This is a genomic window from Dyella sp. RRB7 (assembly GCF_022761115.1).
Lineage (GTDB): Bacteria > Pseudomonadota > Gammaproteobacteria > Xanthomonadales > Rhodanobacteraceae > Dyella.
In genome coordinates, this window is sequence record NZ_JAKWJS010000007.1 from 79,958 (window position 1) to 105,048 (window position 25,091).

Below are 25,091 nucleotides of genomic sequence, written 5' to 3' on the forward strand. Positions count from 1 at the left end.
GCTTGCTGGTTTGTCCGATGGCGTTGAAATGATGCAGCATGAGGACCGCATTGCGGAGGGTTGTTCATGAGCGAATATGCCGATGCGGTTCCCGCACCTGCCGCCATCGAGGAATACCATGCGGTGCCCGGCCGCCCGTTGGGCCTGGAAGATCTCATCGGTCGCGCTCGCCCCCTGGTGATCCGTGGCCTGGTGCGCGACTGGCCCGTGGTGAAGCTGGCGCTGGAGTCGGACACCGCCTTTGCGCAAGGCATGGCCCAATGGGACAACGGCGGCGATGTCAGCACGCTGATGATCGCTCCGGAGGCCGATGGCATGATCGGCTACACGCCCGACATGAGCGGCTTCAGCTACCAGCACTTCAAGGTGCCGGTGACGCTGGGGCTGCAACGCCTGGCGAAGTACAGCAGGCGTCCGAATGCGCCCGGCCTGGTGATCCAGAGTGCCGTGATCCGCGACTGCCTACCGGGGTTCCTGGCAGAACACTCCTTGCCGTTCCTCGATCCTGGTGTAGAGCCGCGCCTGTGGATGGGCAACCGCGTGACCACGCCCACGCATTTCGATTCGCAGCACAACATCGCCTGCGTGGTGTGCGGAGTGCGTCGCTTTACGCTGTTTCCGCCGGAGCAGTTGCCCAATCTCTACATTGGCCCGCTGGACTACGCGCCAACCGGCGCCGCGATCAGCATGGCCCGCCTGGACCGGCCGGACGATCCGCGCTATCCGCGCCTGAAAATCGCACTGGCCGCCGCGCAGGTGGCCGAATTGCATCCGGGTGATGCGATCTACATGCCGCCGCTGTGGTGGCACAACGTCGAATCGCTCGAACAGCTCAATGCCTTGGTGAACTACTGGTGGGCCACGGTCGATGTCGCCGGATATCACCCCGGCCATGCAAGGGCTGCCCTGTACCATTGTCTGCTCGCCTTCCGCGCCTTGCCGCCCAACGAGCGGGCCAACTGGCGAAACCTGCTTGACCACTATGTCTTCGCCGACGGGGATGCCGCGGCGCATATTCCCGAGTCCCATCGCGGTGTGCTGGGCCCGCTCACGCCCGAAAGCGTGGAGCTGTTAAAGCAAGGCGCGCGCGCCCATCTTTGAAACTCGGCGTCGCGCGAACGCGGTGATGAAGGATTCGTCAGCTCGCTCGCCAAAGCATCCACGAGGAATTGGATTCGTGAAAACCATCGGTTTCATCTTCTGTCTTGCCCTGGCCGGGGCGGCTCATGCGGCCGCCCTGCCATTGCTTCCCATGCCGGCGCAGGTCACCGTCGCCGGCGATGGCTTCACCGTGGCCGCCAACACGCCGATCGTAGTGGATGCCGGCGATGGGGCGGCGCGCCGCACGGCCGATTACCTGGCGGATTTGACCGCGCGCACGCGCCATCTGCCGCTGCAAGTGAAGGACGGGCCGGTCGCTGGCGCCGCCATCGTGCTCACGCGCGACCCGCAGGCGCCGGTGATCCATGCGGAAGGCTATACGCTCGACGTGACGCCGCAGGGCATTCGCGTGGTGGCGCGGGAAGAGGCGGGCCTTTTCTACGGCGCCATCACGGCGTGGCAGTTGATGACACCCGCGCACGGCACGGGCGACGTGCAGGTGCCCGCCGTGCATATCCGCGACGAGCCGCGCTTCGCGTGGCGTGGCTTCATGCTCGACTCCGCCCGTCATTTCCAGGCGCCCGATGAAGTGCGCACGCTCATCGACCAGATGGCCCAGCACAAGCTCAACGTGCTGCACTGGCATCTCACCGATGACCAGGGTTGGCGCATCGAAATCAAGCGCTATCCGGATCTGACCCGTATCGGCGCGTGGCGCACGCCGCCCGATGCGGGAGAGGATGGCGAGCCCCAGCGCTACGGCGGCTTCTATACGCAGGACGAGATCCGCGCCATCGTCGCCTATGCCGCCGAGCGCCACATCACCGTAGTGCCGGAGCTCGATATGCCCGGCCACGCCCAGGCCGCGGTGGCGTCGTATCCGGCACTGGGCGTCACCGGCCAGCGACCGCCGGTATCGCCCGACTGGGGCGTGAATCCTTACCTGTACAACGTCGACGACAACACCTTGCACTTCCTGCAGAACGTGCTCGACGAAGTGATGGCGCTGTTCCCATCGACCTACATCCATGTGGGCGGCGACGAGGCGGTGAAAGACCAGTGGAAGGCATCGGCTGCCGTGCAGGCGCGCATGCATGCGCTTAAGTTGAAGGACGAGAACGCCCTGCAAAGCTGGTTCATCGGCCAGATGGGCCAGTACCTCGCCGCGCATGGGCGCCGCCTGATCGGCTGGGACGAAATCCTGGAGGGCGGCCTGCCGGCCAGCGCCACGGTGATGTCGTGGCGCGGCACGCAAGGCGCCATCGATGCGGCCAGGCAGGGCCACGATGTGGTGCTGTCGCCCGCGCCGCAGCTTTACCTCGACCAGATGCAAAGCGACCGCGCCGACGAAACCACCGGCCGCCTGCCGTCGACGTCGCTGGAAAGCTTCTACACGTTCGAGGCCGTGCCGAAGGTGTTGGATGCCGCGCAGGCCAAACACGTGCTGGGCATGCAGGCCAACATGTGGACCGAGCACATGCCGACCCTGCGCCATATCGAGCACGCCGTATTCCCACGCATGGACGCGCTGGCCGAGGCCGCGTGGACGCCGGTATCCGCACATGACTGGCATGGCTTCCTCGATCGGTTGCCGGCCCAGCTGGCACGCTATCGAGCGCAGGATATTGCTTATGCCGACAGCGCCTTCGCGGCGAACATCGTGGTGGATCGCAATGCGGCGATCAGCAGCGGCCAGGCCACGGTGACGCTGGACAATCAGGCCAACTATGGAAGCCTGCACTACACCACCGATGGCAGCACGCCCGACGCCAGCTCGCCGCTCTACGTGACGCCTTTGCGTGTGAGCTTGCCGGTGACGATCAAGGCGGTGGCGACCGCCGCCGATGGATCGCTGTTGGCCGCACCGCGCGAACGCGTATTGGATGTGGCATCACTGCGCACCCGCAGCACGGGCGAGCTGGAGAACTGCCCGGGCAGCGATTTCCGCCTGCGCGTGCAGCCCACGCCCGATGCGACCACGCTGGCGCCCAGCTACCTCATCAATGTATTCGACAACTGCCGCCTGTATCGCGCGGCCAAACTCGATGGCATCGAGGCGATCCGCGTGGACGCGGCACGCCTGCCGCGCAACTATCAGTTGGCGCATGAGGCCAAGCTGGTGAAGGAGCACCAGGCCGCCACGCCCCAGGGCGAACTGGTGGTGCGCCTGGACAACTGCCAGGGCAGGACGCTGGCCACGTTGCCGTTGCCCAAGGACGGCCCGGCCCGCTTTACGTTGCAAGGCGCGCTGGCCAGGCAGGCGGGTGTGCACGATCTCTGCCTGGTGTTCACCTCACCGATCAGCGGTCCGATCTACGGCGTTGGTGCTGTGTCCCTGCTTTCCGCCAAGCTCGCGCCGTGAACCAGCTTGTGCGTCGTCTCGCTTCCGTCGATGCGCTGCGCGGCTGTACCGTCGCGCTGATGCTGCTGGTCAACGACCCGGGTGACTGGGGCCACGTGTACTGGCCGCTGGAACACGCGGCATGGAATGGTTGCACACCTACCGACCTGGTGTTTCCGTTCTTCCTGTTCGTGGTCGGCGTGTCCATCGCGTTGGCGATCGGTCCGCGCGTGGAGCAGGGTGCCGACAAGGGCCGGCTTATGCGTACAGCGCTGAAGCGCGCCTTGCGCATCGTGCTGCTGGGCGTGGCGATCAACGTGCTGGCGTGGCTGATCATGCCGGGCGCCCATCTACGCTTCCCCGGCGTGCTGCAACGTATCGGCGTGTGCTTTGCCGGCGCGGCGGCGTTCGCCATCTATACCAAGCCGCGCGCGCAGTGGGCCGCCATCGTGGCGATACTGCTGGGTTACTGGGGGTTGCTCAGCCTCGGTGGCACGCTGGAGCCCTTCGTCAACATCGTCAGCCGTACCGACTTTGCGATCTTTGGCCGCTTCGTCTATCTGATCGATCCGGTGAGCGGCCGTGGCCATGACCCGGAAGGCCTGCCCGGTTGCTTGCCTTCGCTGGCCACCAGCCTGCTGGGCCTGCGCGCCGGGCAGTGCTTGCGCGAGGAGAAGATCAGGCCGCTGCTGATCGCCGGCGCGGCGTCGCTGCTGCTGGGTTTCGCGTGGTCGCTGGTGTTGCCGTTCAACAAGAACCTGTGGACCTCCTCGTTCGTGTTGTGGTGCGCTGGTTGGGCGATGCTGGCCCTGGCGTTGTTCCATCTGGCGATCGACCGGCGCGGCTGGCCGGCCGTGGGCCGCCGCTTTGGTGTGAATGCGGTGGCTGCCTATGCCGGCTCGGAGTTGATGCAGATCCTGCTGCCGGGGCTGCATATGCAGGACCCGCTCTACCAACATGGCTTCGCCAGCTGGATCACGCCGTTGGCCGGTCCCTATGCGGCGTCGCTCGCTTTCGCCGTGGTGTTTGTCGCGGTGTGGTGGGTGATCGTCTACGCGATGGATCGGCGCCGCCTTTACCTCAAGCTTTAAGCGTTGTCTCAGGAAACGCGGTCACCAACAGAGGCCACGTCATCCGGCGTATCCAGGGCGTTGGCAAGGCGTATGCGGTTTCCGCCATTCTTCTTGACGTGGTACATGGCGTAGTCGGCGGCTCGCGTGAGTTGCCGCGCCTCGCCGCCATGGTGGGGGAAGGTGGCGATACCGATGCTGGTCGATATCTGCAGCTGCCGGCCGGCCAGCAGGAACGGCTCGTTGAGCGCCGCCCGCAATTTCTCGGCGACCGCCAGGCTATCGCCGGGCGCATGCAGATCGTTGAGCAGCACGACGAATTCATCGCCGCCCACGCGCCCCACCACATCGGTTTCCCGCAGCCCTTGCCTGATCCGCTGGGCCACCTCGCACAGCAGCAGGTCACCCGTGTGGTGGCCAAACCGGTCATTCACCTGCTTGAACTTGTCCAGGTCGATATAGAGCAGGGCGACATGGCCGCCAAAGCGCCGGGCCTTGTCCAGCGCGGCATCGAACTGCTGATAGAACAGATCACGATTGGCCAGGTCGGTCAGTGGATCATGCCGCGCGATGTGATGCAGCCTCGCCTCGGCCTGCTTGCGTTCGATGACTGCCGCGACCTGGGTGGAGACGAACTGCAGCAGCTCCTTGTCGGCCGCCGTGTAGCGCGTGGCGTCAGAGTAGCTCTGCACCGCCAGCGCGCCGATGGTGCTGCCCCTGGATATCAAAGGCACGCCCAGCCAATGCAGCGCATCGCCGCCGTGGCCAGCCAGTGAACCATCCGACGACAGGTCGGGCGTCAACAAGATGGCCTGGCCCGTGCGGATCAGCTCGGCCGTCAGCGTGCCCGAATCGATGCCTTGCGGCGCGGGCGTCCCGCCGCGCTCGTCCACGAAATAAGGAAAGCTCACCTGCCTGCACTCGGCGTCGTACAGCGCGACGAAGAAGTTGGGCGCGGGCAACAGGCTGCCGATGATCTGGTGGATCTGCGCGAACAACGCGGGCAGGTCATCCGACGCGTGGGCCGCCTCGGAAATGGCGTGCAGCGCGGTCGTCATCGACTCGGCGCGCTTGAGCTCGGTGATGTCGCGAGCCACGGCGATGCGCACGCCGTCCAGTGCCGACCAGCGCGCCGACCACATGATGTGCACGACCTTGCCGTCCTTGCGGACATAGCGATTCTGGAAATGCGGTTGGGGTTGCCCGCCCATGATCGCCGCGACCGTCTGCAAAGTCAGCTCGCGATCGTCCGGATGCACCAGCTCGATCATCCGCCGGCCGATGACCTCGTCGGGCGCGTAGCCAAAAATGCGTTCGTAGGCGGCGCTGACGAAGACGTATCGCCCTTCGGTATCGACCACGCAAATGGCGTCCCACAGCAGATCCAGGATCTTGTCGAGCGGTGTGATTGCCTTGGTTTCCATCTGCTGTCATCAACCGTGAGCATGTGACACATACCGTGCTATCACCGGTGGATGGCGCAAGATGCGTGCCACCGCCAGGCGTGGCATCCGTGCTCCCGCGGCCTGTCGAACAGGTCATCGCAGCGAGTTCCTGATACTCGCGAGCACCCTATAACAGGAAGATGGCTGGCGGCGAGTGGTCCGCCCAAGGCAACCCTCGACTTACCAGATCAGGTCGTCGGGCACCTGGAACTGCTTGTAGTACTCGTCATCGTCGCTGGCTTCGGCGCTGGCTGCGGCCTTGCCATGGTCCAGCACGATCGCCGAGGCATCCCTGGCGTAGATTTTCTCGGCCGCATCGCGCGGCAGCAGTTCATAGCCGTTGTCATGGCGGGCGATCACCAGCGTGCCCTTGGCCAGTTGGCTGCGCTGGGTTTCGTTCACCGGCACGCTCTGGATCGTCTCGCCGACAGTGAAGCGGTAGGCGATCTCACCCTCGCGCTTGATTCTGTTGACGTCGATGATCTGGCGAATCTGCGCGCGCAGTTCATTCGCACGGAGCTGGGCATTGCGTTCGGCGGCGAGTGCGCGGTCGCGTTCGGCGCGCTCGGCCTGCAGGCGCTGCGCATTCACCGCCTCCTCGGCCGGCGTCGTCGTCGCCTTGCCCTGGCGCTGCTTGGCCTGTTCGCGGGCCACCTGGTCCACCTTGCCCTTCTTGACCAGGCCGGCCTTGAGCAACTGTTCCTGCAGTGGATTGCGCATACGGAGAACGGGCGGTGGCTTTGCATGATTGCTGGCGTCGATTGTACTCGGGATGCCGCTGTCACATGGCGAATACGGGCATGCCGGCAGGGTGTCGAATGGCATGCGGCCGCTGTCCGGCGTCGGACAACGGCCGCCACGGGATGCCTCACTTTTTGGGGCTCGCTGGACCGCCCATGGCGTTACCCGCTTTTTGCGGACACTGGACGTTGCCTGCGGGCGTGGTACTAATGAGGCAAGCATCGACAAGAGGGATGCCAATGATCTGGCGGTACGCCACCCGTCGGCTGCCTCAATCAAGCACGCGGCCCCATGGCCAACGCCATTGATTGTCATGGCAAGAGAAGTTTATCGATGAAGCTTCTGGCGCAACTCAGGCTCGGAGCACTCGTATGGCTGCTGCTGGTGCTGGGCGCATCGGCTTATGTCTTCCTCGGCTATGTAGAGACTTATCGACAGTGCACGCGCGACCTCCAGGCCATGGTCGGCTACGGCTTGGTGCTGCAGGCCGGCAATGCGTTGTCCGCGGAACGCGGCCCTTCCAACCGGCTGCTCAGCCGTGAAAGGCTTGACCCGGCCGATCCTGCCTATGCCTGGCTTCGTGAAGCGCGCGCGCGTACCGACCAGGCGTTCGATCGCTTCGAGCGCGTGCGACACGATGACGCCACGCCCACCCAGGCGATGGTGGATGACGTCCACCGGGCGCGGGTCATGCTCATGCAAGGGCGCCAGCGCATCGATGCGCTGATCGGCAAGGCACTGGCCGATCGTTCGGCGGAAGATCTGCAAAGGGTCATCGACCAGATGGTCGAGGCGAGAGCCGGGCTCGATGCGCCCATCGAATATTTCTCCCGCCAGGCTGCCAGCGAGGCATCCTCGCAAGCCGGTGCCATCGTGATGGCGCGCATCATCAGCGATTTGCGCGAGTACGGCGGGCGCCTGGGGTCGATGCTGGTCGTTCCGTTATTGACGCAAGAACCGATTTCGCCCGCCAGGCAATCCACCATCGATGACCTGCGTGGGCGCATCGATCAGCTGCATCGCCTGATGACTCGCGACGTGGGTGCCTCGCATGACATCACTCTTGCCTGGGCGCGCGTGGAGCAGGGTTATTTTGGCCAGGCCATGCCGCTTATGGATGGGCTTATCGCCCGCTCCGGCCACGGCTATGGACTGACCGCGTCTTCCTTTACCGATCAGGTGATTCCCGAGCTGCATAGCATCGAGGTGCTCGGCGACCTGTTTGTGCAGGAGGCTATCGGGCATGTGATCCAGACGCGAAAGCATGCGCGCGACCAGATGATCCTGCTCGGCGTCATCCTGCTTGGATTCCTGTGCCTGCTCGCCGTTGCATTGCGTGCTGCCGACAGGCTGATCGTGCAGCCGCTGTTCCATGCGAGCCAGGAGATCATCGACCTCGCGCAGGGCAAACCCATTCCGCCACGGCATGGCCATGGCCGCAGCGCGGAAATCATTTCGCTGTATGCAGCCATCGACGCGCTCAGGGCACATCATCGTCAGAGTGAACGCGTGGCGACCGAGCGCGATGAGCTCAGCAAGGAACTGCGCCGGCTGGCCTATACCGACGCATTGACGGGCCTGTCGAACAGGCGTGCGCTCGACGACATGGCGGGAGACCCGGCGGGCGGCTCTACGCCATTGAAGGAACAGTGCGGCCTGATCCTTATCGACGTGGACTATTTCAAGTCGATCAACGATAACTACGGCCACGTCGTCGGCGATGCGGTACTGAAAGAGGTTGCCGGCTGCATCAGGGACGTCGTCGCCGAATCTCATCAGGTGTTCCGCTATGGCGGGGAAGAGTTCGCGGTGCTTTCGACGGGCCGGTCCGTGGAGGAACTGTGTGCGGTGGCGGAAGACATCCGGTACGCCCTGGCACGCGGCACGATAAGCGTGCCACCCGATATCGAGCTGCAGGTCACCGCCAGCTTCGGCGTCGCTGTGCGAAGTGAGTCGATCATCACCTGGGGCGACCTGCTGAGAGAGGCGGATTTCGCCCTGTACCGCGCCAAGGCCATGGGGAGAAACCAGCTGGTGTCCGCCCCTGAGAGGACGTAAACCGCAAGAACGTGACCGGCGCCGACCCTGAATCTATGCTACATTTTTGAGCAAACAACGGGATCATTCCCGCTGTCTTGACCGTGATTTTCAAGCCACGTCCGCGCCCCATTCCTGGGGCGGCATGTCTAGCCAGATTTCCGGGAGCGCAAGCGTCATGGCACTCACCCGCCGCGAGTTCATCAAGTTCACAGGCCTGGGGCTGGCAGCATCGAGCCTCGGCATGCTCGGTTTCGGGGCATCAGGGGAGGCACAAGCTGCCGCGGTACGTCCCTTCAAGCTCGCCCACGCGACCGAGACGCGCAACACCTGCACCTACTGTTCGGTCGCCTGCGGCATCCTTATCTACAGCATGGGTGACCGTGCCAAGAATGCGCTTTCCAACATCATCCATATCGAGGGTGACCCGGACCATCCGGTGAACCGCGGCACGCTGTGCCCGAAGGGCTCGGCCCTGCTCGACATCGTGCATGCGCCCACCCGACTGAAGGCGCCGCGCTACCGTGAGCCGGGCGGCACGGAGTTCAAGGAAGTGTCCTGGGACTTCGCGCTGGACCGCATCGCCAGGCTGATGAAGGACGACCGCGACAAGCACTTCATCGCCACCAACGCGGCCGGCACCACCGTCAACCGCTGGACCAGCACCGGCATGCTGGCGGCCTCGGCGGCGTCCAGCGAAACCGCCTACCTCACCTGGAAGGTGACCCGTTCCCTCGGCATGGTGGTGTTCGACAACCAGGCGCGCGTCTGACACGGACCGACGGTGGCCAGTCTGGCCCCATCATTCGGTCGCGGTGCGATGACCAACACCTGGCAGGACATCAAGAACGCCAACGTCGTCATTGTCATGGGTGGCAACGCCGCCGAGGCGCATCCATGCGGCTTCAAATGGGTGATCGAGGCGAAGATCGAAAACGGCGCCAAGCTGGTCGTGGTCGATCCGCGCTTTACCCGCACGGCCTCGGTAGCCGACTACTACGCGCCCATTCGCCCGGGCACGGACATCGCGTTCCTGAGCGGCGTGATCCGCTATCTGCTGGAGAAGGACGCCATCCAGCACGAGTACGTGCGCGCGTACACCAACGCCAGCCTGATCGTGAAGGACGGCTTTGCCTTCGAGGATGGCCTGTTCAGTGGCTACAACGAGGAAACCCATAGCTACGACAAGTCGAGCTGGGACTACCAGCTGGACGAGCAGGGCTTTGCCATATCCGACGATACCTGGCAAAACCCGCGCTGCGTGATCAACCTGCTCAAGCAGCACGTCGCCCGCTATACGCCGGAGATGGTTTCGCGCATCTGCGGCACGCCGCAGGACAAGTTCCTGCATATCTGCGGGCTGATCGCCAGCACCGCCGCGCCGGACAAGGCCATGACCAGCCTGTTTGCGCTGGGTTGGACGCAGCACTCGGTGGGCGCGCAGAACATCCGCACGATGGCCATGGTCCAGCTGCTGCTGGGCAACATCGGCGTGGCCGGCGGCGGCATGAACGCCTTGCGCGGGCACTCCAACATCCAGGGATTGACCGACATCGGCCTGCTCTCCAACCAGATGCCGGGCTACCTCAACTTGCCCACCGACAAGGAAACCAGCTTCGACGAGTACATGAAGACGAAGCTGTTCAAACCGCTGCGTCCGGGCCAGACCAGCTACTGGCAGAACTACCGCAAGTTCGTGGTCAGCCTGCAGAAGGCGCTGTACGGCGATGCCGCCACGCAGGAAAACAACTGGGCCTATGACTGGCTGCCCAAGCTCGACGTGCCGCTGTACGACATCATCCGGGCCTTCGAGATGATGAACAACGGCCAGATGACCGGCTACATCTGCCAGGGTTTCAACCCGCTGCAGGCGTTTCCGGATCGCGGCAAGATCCGCCGCGGCCTGAGCAAGCTGAAGTTCCTGGTCACCATGGACCCGCTGGACACCGAGACCTCGCGTTTCTGGCAGGACTTCGGCCCGCAGAACCCGGCCAAGTCCGCCGAGATCCAGACCGAGGTGTTCCAGCTGCCCACTACCTGCTTCGCGGAGGAAAACGGTTCGCTGGTCAATTCGGCGCGCTGGCTGCAATGGCACTGGAAGGCGGCCGAGGGTCCCGGCCAGGCCATGTCCGACATCTGGATCATGAGCGGCATCTTCCATCGCATGCGCGAGCTGTATCGCAAGGAAGGCGGCGCCTTCCCCGATCCCCTGCTCAACCTGACCTGGAAATACACCGATCCGGTCAGCCCGGACCCGGAAGAACTGGCCAAGGAAATGAACGGCCGCGCGCTGGCCGATCTCACCGATCCGGCCACCGGCGCCGTGGCCACCAAGGCGGGCACCTTGCTGGACGGTTTCGCCCAGCTGCGCGACGACGGCACCACCGCCTCGGGCTGCTGGATCTTCTCCGGCTGCTTCACCGAGAAGGGCAACCAGATGGCCCGCCGCGACGCCACCGACCCGCGCGAACAGGGCATCGCTCCCAACTGGGCCTGGGCCTGGCCGGCCAACCGACGCATTCTGTACAACCGCGCCAGCGCCGACCCGGACGGCAAGCCGTGGAACCCGGCCAAGCCGGTCATTTCGTGGAACGGCAGCCGCTGGGTGGGCATCGACGTGCCCGACTACGGCCCCACCGTGAAACCCTCCGACGGCGTCGGCCCGTTCATCATGAACGCCGAAGGCATGGGCCGCCTGTTCGCCCGCGACCTGATGGCGGAAGGCCCCTTCCCGGAGCATTACGAGCCGCTGGAATCGCCGGTGGAGAACGTGCTGCACCCCAAGGTGAAGAGCAATCCGGCCGCGCGTGTGTTTGCGGATGACCGCGCCGCGTTTGGCAGTCCAAAGAACTTCCCGTACGTGGCGACCACCTACCGCCTCACCGAGCACTTCCACTACTGGACCAAGCATGCGCTGATCAACGCGATCCTGCAGCCGGAGGAATTCATCGAGATCGGCGAGGTGCTGGCCAAGGAGAAGGGCATCGAGCAGGGCGGTTGGGTGAAGGTGTCTTCCAAGCGTGGCGAAGTGGTGTGCAAGGCCTATGTGACCAAGCGCATCAAGCCGCTCACGGTCGATGGCCGGCCGACCCATGTGATCGGCGTGCCCATCCACTGGGGCTTCACCGGCCAGGCCAGGAAGGGCTATGGCGCCAACACGCTGACGCCGTCCGTGGGCGATGCCAACACCCAGACACCCGAGTTCAAGGCATTCCTCGTCAATGTAGAAAAGACCAAAGCACCGGCAGCCTGAGGCGATAGACATGTCAGATCTGCAATCGCAAGACTATGTCCGGCGCTCCGCGTCGACCATGACGCCTCCCGCGGCCCGCAGCCACGAGGACCAGGTCGCCAAGCTGATCGACGTGAGCCGCTGCATCGGCTGCAAGGCCTGCCAGTCGGCGTGCATGGAGTGGAACAACCTGCGGCCGGAGATCGGCTACTTCGAGGGGTCCTACGAGAATCCGGCGGACCTGGGTCCCAGCGTATGGACCCTGATGAAATTCGCCGAGTACGAAAACGAGCAGGGCAACCTCGAATGGCTGATCCGCAAGGACGGCTGCATGCACTGCGAGGACCCGGGCTGCCTGAAGGCCTGCCCGGCGCCCGGCGCGATCGTGCAGTACGCCAACGGCATCGTCGACTTCATCAGCGACAAATGCATCGGCTGCGGCTACTGCGTGAAGGGCTGCCCGTTCGATATCCCGCGCATCAGCAAGCAGGACCACAAGTCGTACAAATGCACGCTGTGTTCCGATCGCGTGGCGGTCGGGCTGGAGCCGGCCTGCGTCAAGGCGTGCCCCACCGGCGCGATCATGTTCGGCTCCAAGACCGACATGAAGGACTGGGCGGGCGAGCGCATCGAGGAACTGAAATCCCGCGGCTTCGACAAGGCCGGCCTGTACGACCCGCCGGAAGTCGGCGGCACCCACGTGATGTATGTGCTGCACCACGCGGACAAGCCCTCGCTGTACTCGGGCCTGCCCGACAAGCCGCGCATCAGCCCGGTGGTCGGGGCATGGAAGGGCATCATCAAGCCGTTGGCCGTGATAGGCATTGCGTTCGCCGCCCTTGCCGGTTTCTTCCACGCGATCACCATTGGCCCGAACGAGGTGACCGACGAGGACGAGGTGGAGGGCGAGCGCGTCCTGCACGAAGCGGAATCGGAGAAGTCGCCATGACCCGGCCGGCCAACGCGATTACCCGCTATACCGTGGTGAACCGGGTCAACCACTGGATCACCGCCATCTGCTTCGTGCTGCTCACGCTGTCGGGCCTGTCGATGTTCCACCCGATACTGTTCTTCCTGTCCGACCTGTTCGGTGGCGGGCAATGGACGCGGGCGGTGCATCCATGGATCGGCATCATGCTGCTGGTCAGTTACTCGGGCCTGATCATCCAGTTCTGGCGCGAGAACCTCGTGCACAAGGACGACATCGCCTGGATGAAGTCGATCGGGTACGTCGTGACCAACGACGAGGAACACGTGCCGGAGGTGGGCCGCAACAACGCCGGCCAGAAGATGGTGTTCTGGTCGATGACGCTGTTGATCCCGGTGCTGTTCTTCAGCGGGCTGGTGATCTGGGAAGTGTATTTCGGCGCGGCCACTTCGATTCCCGTGCAGCGCGTGGCGGTGCTGATCCACAGCATGGCGGCCATCGCCGCCATCATCGTGTGGGTCGTCCATGTGTACGCGGCGATCTGGATCCGCAACTCGGTGCGGGCCATGACCCAGGGCTACGTGACCCCAGGCTGGGCCTGGCGCCACCACCGCAAATGGCTGCGGGAACTGGCGGCGGGCCAGCATGACAAGCGCACGATCAGGAAGCATCCGTGAAGCAGGCTGGCACACCCCCAAGCGGCAAATGGACCGGGCCGTCCCATGCCGGCGTCAAGGCGCCCGATCCGATTCTGCTGGCCGATCCGGCCAAGCGTTTCGCCGCCACCGCGCAGCGGCTGGAACAGCTCGCCCATGGGCATCCAATGGAGGCCTGGCTGCGCTTCATGGCCACGCTGGCCCGGGCCCAGCATGCCGTGGCAACGACGCTTGCACCGCACGCGGCGCTGAGCCCGGCCATCGTGGCGCAGGCTGCGGAAGCGCGGCTGCCGCCGCTGGCGGCGGATGGCCATCGTCGCGACGCGTCCTGGCGCGACGGGCTCGCTCTGCTGCTCGACCGTATCGACCACCGTGGGTTGCCGCCGGCCGCGGTGGAGGCGATGGAGCAATTGCGGCGCAGCGACGCCGTTGCGCTGGAGCGGCTGGCGGATCATTTCCTGCGCGGCGTCCTGGCTGCCTCCGAGGCGGGCGCCGCCGTGTTTGTCGCCGCCGCCCTGCAGGTTTACTTCACCGACTCGGCGGCGCGCCTCACGACTGAGGACTTGCGGCTGCTCGAAGAGCGCGCACTCTGCCCCTGCTGCGGTTCGCCTTCGGTAAGCGGCTTGATCACCGCCAGCGGCATCACGCCCGGCACGCGCTACTTGTATTGCTCGCTGTGCTCCACCGCGTGGAACCACGTGCGCGCCGTGTGCATCACCTGCGGTGGTACGCGCGAACTATCGCTGCAAGGCATCGAAGGCGATCCCGGCGTGGTCAAGGCCGAGACCTGCGGCGAATGCCATACCTATGCCAAGCTGCTCTACCAGTTGAAGGACATGCAGGTCGATCCGTATGCGGACGATCTCGCCTCGCTGGGCCTGGACATCCTGGTCACCGAGGCGGGCTACGCCCGGCACGCGCCCAACCCGCTGCTGCTGGTGGGCGATGGCGAGGTGGTGGTCGACTAAAGATCGTCATCCCCGCGAAAGCGGGGATGACGATCAAAAGCGGAACTCGTAGCAGGCCAAGCTGTTTGCACCAGATGCGTCTTCAGTGCATGCCCAGCAGCGACGCGATCGCACCGCCGACTATCCCGAAGCCGACCACCGCCACGGCGATCGCCACCAGCAGCCGCACGGGGAAAGAACCCCCAAGCATCGCCAGCGACGGCAGGCTCACCGGGGGCAGGGTGATCAGCAAGGCGGCGGCCGGCCCGCCCCCCAGGCCCAGGGCCAGCATCGCCTGCACGATCGGCACCTCGCCGGCGGTGGGAATCACGAACAGCATCCCGGCCAGCGCCAGGGCCACGATCCAGAACCATTGATCGCCGATGGCCGGCCCGATGTAGGGAAACATCCACGCGCGCACCGCGCCCAGCAGCAGCACGATCACCACGTATTCGGGAATCAGCCGCACCGTCATGCGCAGGAAAATCCGTGCCCAGCGCTTGCCCACCTCAGCCAGCGAGTGCGGCTCGGGTTCTGCCGGCGACGACACGGTCACCGGTGGCGAGCCCGGGCCGGCCATGCGGTTGGCCAGATGGCCCAGTCCGAACACCATCGGCACGCCCAGCAACAGGCGCAGCAAGGTCCAGTGCCAGCCAAGCACGAAGCCGGTAAATATCAGGGTCGCCGGATTCAACACCGTATTGCCCAGCCAGAACGCGACCGCCGCGCCGGGCGATGCCTGGTGTTTGCGCAAGCCCACCACCACCGGCGCCGCGCAACACGTGCACATCATGCCCGGCACGGCCAGCAGGCCACCGGCCAGCACACTGCCGAAACCGCGACCGCCCAGCACGCGCTGCACCCAGTTCACCGGCAGCAAGGCCTGGATGCCCGAGCCCAGCAGCAAGCCCAGCAGCATGGCCTGCCAGATCGCCTTGCCGTAGGCGAGCGCGTAACCGAGCGCCGCATTCCACGACGGCGCCGGCGGGCTCGCCGCGTCGCCCATCAGGATCGAATGGCCGATGGCATGCTGGCTCGCGGCCACGAAAGCGCGTCCGTAGTACGGATGCCACTTCACGTAGAACAGGCCGGCGACCGCCAGCAACAGGAACACGGATAAGCGCACGGTGCGCGCTGTCTGCGATGCGACGGGCATGACTCCCCCTGCGAACAATCCGGGACATCAAGGCCCTACAGGGCACGCCATTGCCCACCGGATGCCGCAGGCCGGATGCGCTGCGGAGGGGGCAAACGATCCAACGGCCGCGCGTGCAGCCGCGTGGCGCAGCATGCTACGGGCCTAGGCCAAAGTCACTATGGCCCGTAATCGCAAGCCAGCCTGCGGTGTGCGTGTTGCCTTGACCCTGGTCAGTCCGCACCGCAGCATAGGGGCCACCCCCCGAACTTTCGCCGCCACGCTCCCGAATCAACGCCTGGGTGTCCGGCGATGTCACTGGATGAGCGTCATGGCCGAACCCGAGCTCAACTCCCTGCGCCAGCTTCCCGCGGTGGCCACTGTGCTGGCGACGGCCGAGGCGGCGGCGCTGCTGGAACGCCACGGGCGTGTCGCCACCACCGACGCCATTCGCCAGGCCATCGACAGCGCGCGCGAGGCCTTGCGCGCCACGCCCGCCGCGGTGCCCGGCGCCATTGAAATAGCGCAACGGGCCGGCGAGTTGCTGGAAGCGCATGCACCGGGCCTGCGCCCGCTGTTCAATCTCACCGGCACCGTGTTGCACACCAATCTCGGTCGCGCAGTGCTGGCCGAGGCGGCGATCGAGGCGGCGGTGGCGGCGATGCGCCACGCGGTGGCGCTGGAATACGACCTGGCCGATGGCTCACGCGGTGAGCGCGACGATCACCTGCGCAGCCTGCTGTGCGCGTTGACCGGTGCGGAAGACGCCACCGTGGTCAACAACAACGCGGCGGCCGTGCTGCTTTGCCTCAACACGTTCGCGCTGGGGCGGGAGGCGGTGGTGTCGCGCGGCGAGCTGATCGAGATCGGCGGCGCCTTCCGCCTGCCCGACATCATGGCGCGGGCCGGCGCACGCATGGTCGAAGTGGGCACCACCAACCGTACCCATCCTGCCGATTACCAGGACGCGCTCAACGAACGCACCGGTCTCGTGCTCAAGGTGCATACCTCAAACTACCGCATCCAGGGCTTCACCGCCGAAGTCGGCGCGCGCGAGCTGGCCGTGATCGCCGCTGCCGCCGGCGTGCCGCTGCTCAACGACCTGGGCTCCGGCAGCCTGGTCGATCTGTCCCGCTACGGGCTGGCCAAGGAGCCCACCGTGCGCGAAGCCGTGGCCGAGGGCGCGCGGCTGGTCACCTTTTCCGGCGACAAGCTGCTGGGCGGCCCGCAGGCGGGTTTCATCGTCGGCGATCGCGCGTTGATCGAACAGATCAACCGCAATCCGCTCAAGCGTGCGTTGCGCGTGGACAAGCTTCGCCTGGCGGCGATCGAGGCCACGCTGAATCTGTACCGCGATCCGGATCGTCTCGCCGAGCGGCTGCCCACGCTGCGCTTCCTGGCTCGCGGCAAGGCGAATATCGAAGCGCAGGCACGTCGTCTGCAGCCGGCCGTGGCCGAGCGATTCGGTGGAGCCTTCGTGGTTGAGGTGGGCGATTGCCTCAGCCAGGTCGGTTCCGGCGCGCTGCCGCTGGATACCCTCGCCAGCGCTGCACTGATGATCCGTGCGCGCGGCAGCCAGGGCGCGCTGGAACCCTTGGCCGCTGCGTTGCGCGTGCTGCCACGGCCCATCATCGGCCGCATCGCCGATGGTGCCCTGCGCCTGGATCTGCGCTGCCTGGCCGAGGCGGACGAAGCGCCGTTGCTGGAGTCGCTGGCCCGGCTCAACGTCGACGGCCTCACCGCGCACGCCCCATGATCGTCGGCACCGCGGGCCATATCGATCACGGCAAGACGGCGCTGGTCAAAGCCCTGACCGGCGTCGATGCCGATCGCCTGAAAGAAGAAAAAGAACGCGGCATCACCATCGACCTGGGCTTTGCCTACCTGCCGCTGGAAGACGGCTCCGTGCTCGGCTTTATCGACGTGCCCGGTCACGAGCGCTTCGTGCACACCATGGTGGCAGGCGCCAGTGGCATCGATGTCGCCCTGCTGGTGGTGGCGGCCGACGACGGGGTGATGCCGCAGACCCTGGAGCATTTGGCGATCCTGGATCTGCTGCATATCGGGCATGGCCTGATTGCGATCACCAAGGCCGACCTGGCGACGCCCGAACGGCTGGCCGAAGTCGGCGCGCAGATTCGCGAGGCCACCCAGGGCACCGTGCTGGAAGGCGCCGACATCCTGCCGGTTTCCTCGACCACGGGGCTTGGCATCGATGCGTTGCGCGACCGGCTTGCCAGGGAGGCGCACACGCGGGGTGCGCGTGCCGCCGATGGCCGCTTCCGCCTTGCCGTCGATCGCGTGTTCACGCTGTCCGGCATCGGCGTGGTGGTGACCGGCACCGTGCTGTCCGGTGTGGTGCGCGTCAAGGATCAGGTCTTGCTCAGTCCTTCCGGGTTGAGCGCGCGCGTGCGCTCGCTGCATGCGCAGAACCGGCCGGTGGAGAGTGGGCGTGCCGGTGATCGCTGTGCACTCAACCTCGCCGGCGAGGGCATCAGCAAGGATGCGATCCATCGCGGCGACATGGTGGTCGATCCCTTCCTGCACCAGCCGACCGATCGCATCGATGCACGCCTGCACCTTCTGCCCGGCGAGCCCAAGCCGATCGGCCAATGGTTTCCGGCGCGCCTGCACCATGGTGCGGTCGAGGTTGGCGCGCGTGTCGTGTTGCTCGAAGGCGAGCAGCTGTTGCCCGGCCACGCGGCGGACGTCCAACTGGTGCTGGACCGGCCGATCGCCGCCGCTGCGCTCGATCGCTACGTGCTGCGCGACGTTTCCGCGCAGCGCACGCTGGGCGGCGGCCAGTTTATCGATCTGCACGCGCCGTCACGCCAGCGCCGCACGGCAGAACGCGTGGCCCAACGCGCCGCGCTGGCCATGGCCGATCCACGGCCAGCCTTCGCCGCGTTGCTTGGAGCTTCTCCGTTCGCGCGGGATCTGCTGGCTTTCGGGCGCGATCGCGCGCTGTCCGCCGCCAAGCTCGACGACATCGCCGCCGCGCTCTCGCCGGTCATCTTCGACGTTGGCGAGCAACGCATCGCGATCAGCCATGCGCATTGGCAACACTTCGTTGTCCATCTCATCGAGCGACTGCAGACCTTCCATGCGGCCAACCCGGACGTGCAAGGCATCGGCCGCGAAAAGCTGCGGTTGGCCTTGCAACCCAGGCTGCCTGCCGCTGTCTTTGCATTGGCGCTGCAGCACGCGGACTTCGCCGGCCGCGTGGTGCGCGACGGCGCCTTCGTGCGGCTGGCCAGCCATTCCCTGCAATTGAACCCGGAACGTGAAGCCTTATGGCAGGCCATCGCCCCGCTATTAGGCGGCGATGAGCGTTTTCGCCCGCCGCGCGTGCGCGATATCGCGGGAACGCTGGCGCGTCCGGAGCAGGACATCAGGCAGCTGTTGAAATTCGCGGCGCGGCTGGGACTGGTCGACGAAGTGGCGCACGATCATTTCTTCCTGCGCGCCACCCTGCACGAGATGGTGCTGATCGCCGCCGAGCTCGCCGCGCAGGCGGCGGACGGACGGTTTACCGCCGCGCAGTTTCGCGACCGCCTCGACAACGGTCGAAAAGTCGCCATCCAGATACTAGAATTCTTCGACCGGCAAGGCGTTACGATCAACCACGGCACCTTGCGCAGAGTCCAGGCGCGGTATCTCGACTTGTTCGAATCCGCCTCGCGTTGAACGCGCTGTATGGAAGAGAATCGTCTCCGGTGGGGCGTCCGGACTTCAAATCCGGGTGAGGCAGACAAGACTGTCTCGGGTGGGTTCGACTCCCATTCTCTTCCGCCATTTTGCTGGCGGCCTGGTCAGACGACCTCGATGCCCGGTGCGCCTGCCGTCATCGCACCGATGATGCGGGCATACGGATAACCTGCCGCCTCGATCATCGCCCGGATCGCCTCGGCCCGCCCTGCCTTGCAGGCGACCAGCAGGCCGCCAGAGGTCTGCGGATCGGTCAACAGGGCGCGGCGCCACGCTGGCAGGTCGGCAGGCAGGGTGACGCCATCGCTGTAGCTGTTCCAGTTTCGCTGCGAGGCGCCGGTGATGTAGCCCGCCTGGGCCAACGCTTCCGCCTGGGTAAACAAGGGTATGCGCGCCTGTTCCATCCTGATGCGCAGGCCACTGCCGCGAGCCATTTCCAGGCCGTGCCCCAGCAGGCCGAAGCCGGTGACATCGGTGATCGCGTGCACGTCCTCATCCTTGGCCAGCTCGTAGCCGATGCGGTTGAGCAGCGTGGTCGAGGCGAGCATCTCCGCATACGCGTCTGCCGGCAGCGCCTGCTTCTTGAACGCGGCCGAGTAGATGCCCACGCCAATGCCCTTGGTCAGGATCAGCGCATCGCCCGCTTGCGCGGTGGCGTTGCGACGGATGTTGGCCGGTGCGCACAGTCCGATCGCGGCGAGCCCATAGATCGGTTCGGCCGAATCGATCGAATGGCCGCCGGCCACGGGGATGCCGGCCTGCGCGCACACCGCTTCGCCGCCCGCAAGAATCGCACGCACAGTCTCCACGTCCAGTTTGTCCAGCGGCATGCCCAGGATGGCCAAGGCCATGATCGGCTTGCCGCCCATCGCGTACACATCGGACAGCGCATTGGCGGCGGCAATGCGGCCGAAATCGTAAGGATCGTCGACCACCGGCATGAAGAAATCGGTGGTGGCGATTACGCAGGTATGCTCATCCACCTGCCACACCGCCGCGTCGTCGCTCGACTCGGTGCCCACCAGCAGCGACGCGAACGGCATCGCCGCCGCCTTGTCGGCGAGCAATTGCTGAAGCACGGAGGGAGCGAGCTTGCAGCCACAGCCACCGCCGTGGGCGAGGTCGGTCAAACGAACGGAAGTCATAGGCGATCCTGCGAAAGTCTCGATAGCGCGGCAGCCAGCTACCGCAGCATAACCAAAAAAGTGTGGGGTCTTAGCGCCTGTTCGATGCGTTCGTGCCTGGGTCCATCCAAGGATGGATGGGAGACGGTGCGAGCGGGGTTTCCGGCGGCGCCAGCGGCTTGCGTGGACAGCGGCGGTGGGTCGCGCTAAAACAACAGTTCGACCTCGGCCGTTGGACTTACCCATGCGCAACAAGACCCACGTTCTCCTGCTTGCCCTGGCTGCCGGTGCGGGCTCGCTGATGGCGACGACGCCAGCGGCATCCACCGAGCCCACGGTGACGCTGGCGCCGCAGATCAATGCTGCGGATTTCGCACGCTTCGACCAGACGCTCAGCTCGGATGCCTTCGGCGGCCGCAAGCCGGGCACGATCGGTGCGCAGCGCACCACGGACTGGCTGGTCGAGCAGTTCAAGCGCATGGGCCTGCAACCGGGCAATCATGGTTCCTGGTATCAGTCGGTGCCGGCCGATTCCACCCAGTTGTTGAATACCGATGTGACGTTGGATATCTCGGCGCACGGCAAGCAGGCCAAGTTTGCCTATCGCACCGACATGATGGCCGAGACACTGCAGGCGAAGGCACAAGTCGACCTGAGCAACTCGCCGGTGGTGTTCATGGGTTACGGCATCGATGCGCCGAACTGGCACTGGAACGATTACCAGGGCGTCGACGTGAAGGGCAAGACGGTGATCGTGCTGGTCAACGATCCCGGCTTTGCCACGGGCGACCCGAAACTGTTCAACGGTCGCGCGATGACTTACTACGGCCGCTGGACCTACAAGTATGCGGAGGCGGCGCTGCAGGGCGCCGCTGCGTGCTTCATCGTGCATACCAGCGATGCCGCCGCCGGCTATCCGTTCAGCGTGCTGCAGAACAGCGGCAGCGGGCCGCAGTTGAGCCTGCCCGCCAGCGTCGATCCGTCCCCGCGCCTGCCGGTGGCCGGCTGGCTGACCCGCGATGCCGCCACGCGATTGTTCGCCGATGCCGGGCTCGACTTCGCTCAGCTGGAAAAGGCGGCGGCGAAGCCGGGCTTCCAGCCCGTGCCGCTGGATGCCACCGCCTCGATCAGCCTGCGCAACAAGATCGGCCATCTCGAATCGAAGAATGTGGTGGCGATGGTCAAGGGCAGCATCAAGCCCGACGAAGCGGTGATCTTTACCGCGCACTGGGACCACCTGGGCACCGATCCCACGCGCAAGGGGCATCAGGTGTTCAGTGGCGCGATCGACAACGGCACCGGCCTGAGCATGCTGCTGGAGCTGGCCGATGCGTTCGCCCATCAACCCACGCCGCCGCCGCGCAGCGTGCTGTTCTTCATGCCCACGATGGAGGAATCGGGCCTGCTCGGTTCGCAGTATTACGCGGCCAAGCCAATATTCCCGCTGGACAAGACCGTGGCCGACATCGCGGTCGATGCGTTGCCGATCATCGGCCGCGCCCATGACATGACGGTGATCGGCAAGGGCCAGTCGCAACTGGAGGACATGCTGGCCGACGTGCTCAAGACGCAGGGCCGGGTGACGTCGCCGGAAACCACCCCGGAGAACGGCTTCTACTTCCGCTCCGATCATTTCAGCTTCGCCAAGGCCGGTGTGCCGGCGATGTTGCCCAGCTCGGGCCTCGACCTGCTCGATGGCGGCAAGGCGGCGGGACAGAAAGGGGCCGATGACTATACGGCGCACCGCTATCACACGCCCAACGACGTGTTCGATCCAAACTGGGACTTCTCCGGCATCCTCGAAGACACCCAGGCGCTGTATGAGCTGGGACAGCGCCTGAGCCAGCCCGGCGTATGGCCGCAGTGGTACCCCGACAGTCCGTTCCGGGCCAAGCGCGAGGCGATGATGCCGACGGGAAAACCGCAGGCCGACACGGCGAAGTGATGACAGTGTTGCTGGGCAGCTTCGCGTGAGCGGGGCTGTCCGGTCGGCTTGGCAAGGTGAGTAGCGCCTTGCCGATGCGCTTCTTCTTTCCGCCGAATTGCGAGATCAGCTGCCGGCTGTGCTCTTCCCAGCGCATGTATTCGACTGCCAATGCCGGCCGGGCCTAATCCCGTTTCAGAAAAGGGCTGACGCCGATCGCTGGCGTCAATCAGCATTCCAGCGAAGGCCCGAGTTGCCGTCGAACGGATGTTACCGGCATGCTGGACATGTCTGAATCCGCAACCCATAGCGGACAAAGCTCCTGCATGCAGAAGTCCAGGTCTGGCTGACCGAAGTCCAAGATATTGCCCTCAGCGTGGACTATTTGCTTCCCGTCGGACTTCGATAAGATGCAGAAGAGCGGGCCCATCGAGGATGGCACCGCTAAAAGGGGATTCACCAGCTAGCTGTTCGGGCATCACCTATGTGACGGCCTGTCCGCGTGCGTGGCAGGTGGAATGCCAGGAATTATCTCGTCAACTCAACAGGAGGAGTCGTTCGTGATGAAGAAGACACCTGGGAAATTTGTAACTGCGCTTTGCATGCTTGTTCTCGTTGGTTGTTCGGCCACGCCAACCAAGCCAGGAGACGCTGCACCGAGCATCGTATACAACAAGCCAGAAGCGACGGTACAGAAGGCAGCGGTTGACGCCTTGGTGGCCAACGGCTTCGTGGTTAGCAAATCCGATGCTGAGTATGTCGAAGGTGCGCGGCCTCACAAGATGGGCCTTGTGGTCGGTTCTGGTGGCGAGTCCGCGGGTGTCTGGCTGTCGCCGCTGGGTGACGACAAGACCGCGGTCAAGGTCAGCACGGCCAAGTCGTTCGCAGGCATAGCCGGCCAGAAGAGCTGGGACAAGGAGATTATTGCAGAGATGGATAAGAACATCGGATCTCATCAATAGCCCGATTCAGCCCAACGATGCGGGGGAGATCATGAAAAGATTGCTGTGGGTGGTTTTCCTCGCATCTAGCCTAAACGCCTGCATGGCGACGACGGGAAACTATCGATCGTTGAACGAGCATAATGCCGCTCGGCCGCCCGATTGTGATGTCGCGATCTTCAAGGACCAGCTACCAGCCAAGCCATATGTCGCTATTTCGCGACTGAACGTTCATCTGGAAAAAACCTTCTTCACGCCTTCCGATTTTTCGTCCGCAAGCGGCGAGCTCAGAAGGCAGGCGTGCCTATCCGGTGCCGATGGTGTTATCGACATCGAGGAGAAGAAGTCCAGTTTCCTCGAGACGCGCATCTACAACCTGTCCGCAACAGGAATAAGGTTCATCGATAGGACCTCTGTGCAATGAAAGTCATTCTCAACGAAATTTTTTCCGCGAGAGATCGGGCAAGCCGGGAGCATGGTTCTGGTGGAGATGGCCTTATATCCGCTCTCGACTGCGACTTCAGTCGGTCAACGCAACACATCGCTGGAATCGTTCGGCCGGTGTTTCAAAGTTGAGCGTCTGCCTGGGTCGCTCATTCAACTCCCGCGCCACGGCATCGAGTTTAGCCTGAGAGTAGACCGAGAGGTCCGTGCCTTTCGGGAAGTACTGGCGTAGCAGTCCATTGGTGTTCTCGTTCGAACCCCGCTGCCACGGATGTTGCGGATCGCAGAAGTAGACCTGGATGTCGGTCGCCAACGTAAAGCGTTGGTGGTCGGCCATCTCCTTGCCGCGATCCCACGTCAGCGACTTGTAGAGTTCGCGGGGCAGCTTGTGTGCGTGCTTGATCAGCCCATCGATCACCGTTTGGGTGTCTCGACTTTCCACCCTCACCAGCATGACCAAACGCGTATAGCGCTCAACCAGCGTGGCGATCTGGCTGTTGTGGCTCCCCATCAGTAGGTCGCCTTCCCAGTGGCCAGGCACGGCCCGGTCCTCGACTTCGGCCGGCCGTTCGCGGATCGACACCATGCCGGTGAGCTGACCGTGGTTGGGCGTCTTCTGTGTGTGATGGCGCGAGTGGCGCATCGTGCGTGTACGGCGCAAATGGGCTTGCAGCTCCTTTTTCAGGGCACCGCGGGCCTGAATGAAAAGGGTGCGATAGATCGTCTCGTGCGACACCCAGTGCTCCTCGTCGTCGTCGGCACGCTGTTTGAGCCAGCCCGCAATCTGCACCGGTGACCATCGTCGCTGAAACTTGGCTGCGACCACCTTGGACAGCACGCGGTGCTTCTTGAGTTTGCAGACCTTTGGCCGACGGGCGCGCTCCCAGGCCTGTTGATCGGCCTGGTTGGCCCGGTAGCTGTCCCGTCCGCCGTTCCGCTGCAGCTCACGGCTGATCGTCGATGGCGACCGATGAAGCTGCGAGGCCATGGTCCTGAGCGAATGTCCCAGTGCCACCGACCGCGAGATCTCTTCGCGCTCGGCCAGCGTCAAGGCGCGGGTGGAACGATGGCGCGGAACCGGTCGAATGCCACCGGTTTGCGCCAGCACCCGCCGGATCGAAGAATGCCTCCGGTCCAGCAACCGGGCGATCTGATGAAGCGACTCGCCCTTCTGCCAGAGGTCCCACAACAAGGACATCTGGCCTTCGGTGATAGGCCTGCGAGGTCTGCGTGCCATGCAACACTCCTTCCGCTTGCGCGGCTATAGTGTGTTGCGTTGACCGACTGAAGTCGCAGCCCATAGCGGACCAGCTGGGA

The 25,091-nt window shown here is 64.8% G+C and carries 18 protein-coding genes and 1 tRNA gene; 14 read left to right on the forward strand and 5 right to left on the reverse strand.

The features are described 5' to 3' along the window. Window positions 1-66: 66 nt before the first annotated feature. The 3 genes from MJ606_RS15460 (at window position 67) to MJ606_RS15470 (ending at window position 4,533) form a co-directional block, all read left to right on the forward strand. Entirely contained in the window at window positions 67-1,101 is a 1,035-nt protein-coding gene (locus MJ606_RS15460) for a cupin-like domain-containing protein (protein WP_243050441.1), read from the forward strand. Window positions 1,102-1,177: 76 nt separating this feature from the next. Next, window positions 1,178-3,463 (forward strand): family 20 glycosylhydrolase, encoded by a 2,286-nt coding sequence (locus tag MJ606_RS15465; protein ID WP_243050442.1) that lies wholly within the window; start codon window positions 1,178-1,180, stop codon window positions 3,461-3,463. Between the two features lie 8 nt (window positions 3,464-3,471). Further along, complete coding sequence (locus MJ606_RS15470; RefSeq protein ID WP_243050584.1) at window positions 3,472-4,533, forward strand: heparan-alpha-glucosaminide N-acetyltransferase domain-containing protein; 1,062 nt, start codon at window positions 3,472-3,474, stop codon at window positions 4,531-4,533. Between the two features lie 8 nt (window positions 4,534-4,541). Here MJ606_RS15470 and MJ606_RS15475 read toward each other — a convergent pair whose 3' ends face one another. Next, window positions 4,542-5,936: a GGDEF domain-containing protein gene (locus MJ606_RS15475; RefSeq protein ID WP_243050443.1), complete on the reverse strand. Its 1,395-nt coding sequence runs from the start codon at window positions 5,934-5,936 to the stop codon at window positions 4,542-4,544. A gap of 201 nt (window positions 5,937-6,137) precedes the next feature. Continuing rightward, window positions 6,138-6,677: a DUF2058 domain-containing protein gene (locus MJ606_RS15480; protein ID WP_243050444.1), complete on the reverse strand. Its 540-nt coding sequence runs from the start codon at window positions 6,675-6,677 to the stop codon at window positions 6,138-6,140. Window positions 6,678-7,031: 354 nt separating this feature from the next. Between MJ606_RS15480 and MJ606_RS15485 the strand changes: the two genes are divergently transcribed. From MJ606_RS15485 to fdhE, 5 genes are all read left to right on the forward strand, one after another. Then, window positions 7,032-8,756: a GGDEF domain-containing protein gene (locus MJ606_RS15485; RefSeq protein ID WP_243050445.1), complete on the forward strand. Its 1,725-nt coding sequence runs from the start codon at window positions 7,032-7,034 to the stop codon at window positions 8,754-8,756. 157 nt (window positions 8,757-8,913) lie between these two features. Next, a complete protein-coding gene (gene fdnG / locus MJ606_RS15495) occupies window positions 8,914-11,988 on the forward strand; it encodes a formate dehydrogenase-N subunit alpha (protein ID WP_279236920.1) in 3,075 nt (1,024 codons plus the stop codon). Between the two features lie 10 nt (window positions 11,989-11,998). Beyond that, on the forward strand, window positions 11,999-12,916 hold the full coding sequence (fdxH, locus tag MJ606_RS15500; RefSeq protein WP_243050448.1) for a formate dehydrogenase subunit beta: 918 nt from the start codon (window positions 11,999-12,001) through the stop codon (window positions 12,914-12,916). Continuing rightward, a complete protein-coding gene (locus MJ606_RS15505; protein ID WP_243050449.1) occupies window positions 12,913-13,572 on the forward strand; it encodes a formate dehydrogenase subunit gamma in 660 nt (219 codons plus the stop codon). Before fdxH ends, MJ606_RS15505 begins: the two co-directional genes overlap by 4 nt. Then, entirely contained in the window at window positions 13,569-14,519 is a 951-nt protein-coding gene (gene fdhE, locus MJ606_RS15510) for a formate dehydrogenase accessory protein FdhE (RefSeq protein WP_243050450.1), read from the forward strand. The genes MJ606_RS15505 and fdhE overlap by 4 nt, the downstream gene beginning before the upstream one ends. 82 nt (window positions 14,520-14,601) lie before the next feature. Here the strand turns inward: fdhE and MJ606_RS15515 are convergent, their stop codons facing one another. After that, window positions 14,602-15,654, reverse strand: a complete 1,053-nt coding sequence (locus tag MJ606_RS15515) for a permease (protein ID WP_243050451.1) — start codon at window positions 15,652-15,654, stop codon at window positions 14,602-14,604. 301 nt (window positions 15,655-15,955) lie between these two features. On the opposite strand from MJ606_RS15515, the gene selA reads away from it, so the two are divergent. The 3 genes from selA (at window position 15,956) to MJ606_RS15530 (ending at window position 19,428) form a co-directional block, all read left to right on the forward strand. Further along, window positions 15,956-17,389, forward strand: coding sequence for an L-seryl-tRNA(Sec) selenium transferase (gene selA, locus MJ606_RS15520; RefSeq protein WP_243050452.1), 1,434 nt, complete (start codon window positions 15,956-15,958; stop codon window positions 17,387-17,389). Continuing rightward, window positions 17,386-19,320, forward strand: a complete 1,935-nt coding sequence (selB, locus tag MJ606_RS15525) for a selenocysteine-specific translation elongation factor (protein ID WP_243050453.1) — start codon at window positions 17,386-17,388, stop codon at window positions 19,318-19,320. Before selA ends, selB begins: the two co-directional genes overlap by 4 nt. Before the next feature lie 11 nt (window positions 19,321-19,331). Further along, a tRNA-Sec gene (locus MJ606_RS15530) sits at window positions 19,332-19,428 on the forward strand. A gap of 17 nt (window positions 19,429-19,445) precedes the next feature. On the opposite strand, the gene selD is transcribed toward MJ606_RS15530, so the two are convergent. Continuing rightward, window positions 19,446-20,486: a selenide, water dikinase SelD gene (selD, locus tag MJ606_RS15535; protein WP_243050454.1), complete on the reverse strand. Its 1,041-nt coding sequence runs from the start codon at window positions 20,484-20,486 to the stop codon at window positions 19,446-19,448. Window positions 20,487-20,709: 223 nt separating this feature from the next. Between selD and MJ606_RS15540 the strand changes: the two genes are divergently transcribed. The 3 genes from MJ606_RS15540 to MJ606_RS15550 all read left to right on the forward strand — a co-directional run bounded on the left by MJ606_RS15540 (window position 20,710) and on the right by MJ606_RS15550 (window position 23,754). Next, window positions 20,710-22,410, forward strand: coding sequence for a M28 family metallopeptidase (locus MJ606_RS15540; protein ID WP_243050455.1), 1,701 nt, complete (start codon window positions 20,710-20,712; stop codon window positions 22,408-22,410). A 542-nt stretch (window positions 22,411-22,952) separates the two neighbouring features. Next, entirely contained in the window at window positions 22,953-23,351 is a 399-nt protein-coding gene (locus MJ606_RS15545; protein WP_243050456.1) for a hypothetical protein, read from the forward strand. A gap of 31 nt (window positions 23,352-23,382) precedes the next feature. Beyond that, complete coding sequence (locus MJ606_RS15550; protein ID WP_243050457.1) at window positions 23,383-23,754, forward strand: hypothetical protein; 372 nt, start codon at window positions 23,383-23,385, stop codon at window positions 23,752-23,754. A gap of 96 nt (window positions 23,755-23,850) precedes the next feature. On the opposite strand, the gene MJ606_RS15555 is transcribed toward MJ606_RS15550, so the two are convergent. Beyond that, a complete protein-coding gene (locus MJ606_RS15555; protein WP_243050458.1) occupies window positions 23,851-25,011 on the reverse strand; it encodes an IS30 family transposase in 1,161 nt (386 codons plus the stop codon). Window positions 25,012-25,091 lie beyond the last annotated feature (80 nt).

Coding starts and splice junctions, on each gene's coding strand:
- MJ606_RS15480 (WP_243050444.1), bottom strand. CDS start 6,677: ATGCGCAATCCACTGCAGGAACAGTTGCTCAAGGCCGGCCTGGTCAAG.
- MJ606_RS15505 (WP_243050449.1), top strand. CDS start 12,913: ATGACCCGGCCGGCCAACGCGATTACCCGCTATACCGTGGTGAACCGG.
- MJ606_RS15515 (WP_243050451.1), bottom strand. CDS start 15,654: ATGCCCGTCGCATCGCAGACAGCGCGCACCGTGCGCTTATCCGTGTTC.
- selB (WP_243050453.1), top strand. CDS start 17,386: ATGATCGTCGGCACCGCGGGCCATATCGATCACGGCAAGACGGCGCTG.
- MJ606_RS15555 (WP_243050458.1), bottom strand. CDS start 25,011: ATGGCACGCAGACCTCGCAGGCCTATCACCGAAGGCCAGATGTCCTTG.
- MJ606_RS15460 (WP_243050441.1), top strand. CDS start 67: ATGAGCGAATATGCCGATGCGGTTCCCGCACCTGCCGCCATCGAGGAA.
- MJ606_RS15540 (WP_243050455.1), top strand. CDS start 20,710: ATGCGCAACAAGACCCACGTTCTCCTGCTTGCCCTGGCTGCCGGTGCG.
- MJ606_RS15485 (WP_243050445.1), top strand. CDS start 7,032: ATGAAGCTTCTGGCGCAACTCAGGCTCGGAGCACTCGTATGGCTGCTG.
- selD (WP_243050454.1), bottom strand. CDS start 20,486: ATGACTTCCGTTCGTTTGACCGACCTCGCCCACGGCGGTGGCTGTGGC.
- MJ606_RS15545 (WP_243050456.1), top strand. CDS start 22,953: ATGAAGAAGACACCTGGGAAATTTGTAACTGCGCTTTGCATGCTTGTT.
- fdxH (WP_243050448.1), top strand. CDS start 11,999: ATGTCAGATCTGCAATCGCAAGACTATGTCCGGCGCTCCGCGTCGACC.
- MJ606_RS15550 (WP_243050457.1), top strand. CDS start 23,383: ATGAAAAGATTGCTGTGGGTGGTTTTCCTCGCATCTAGCCTAAACGCC.
- selA (WP_243050452.1), top strand. CDS start 15,956: ATGAGCGTCATGGCCGAACCCGAGCTCAACTCCCTGCGCCAGCTTCCC.
- MJ606_RS15475 (WP_243050443.1), bottom strand. CDS start 5,936: ATGGAAACCAAGGCAATCACACCGCTCGACAAGATCCTGGATCTGCTG.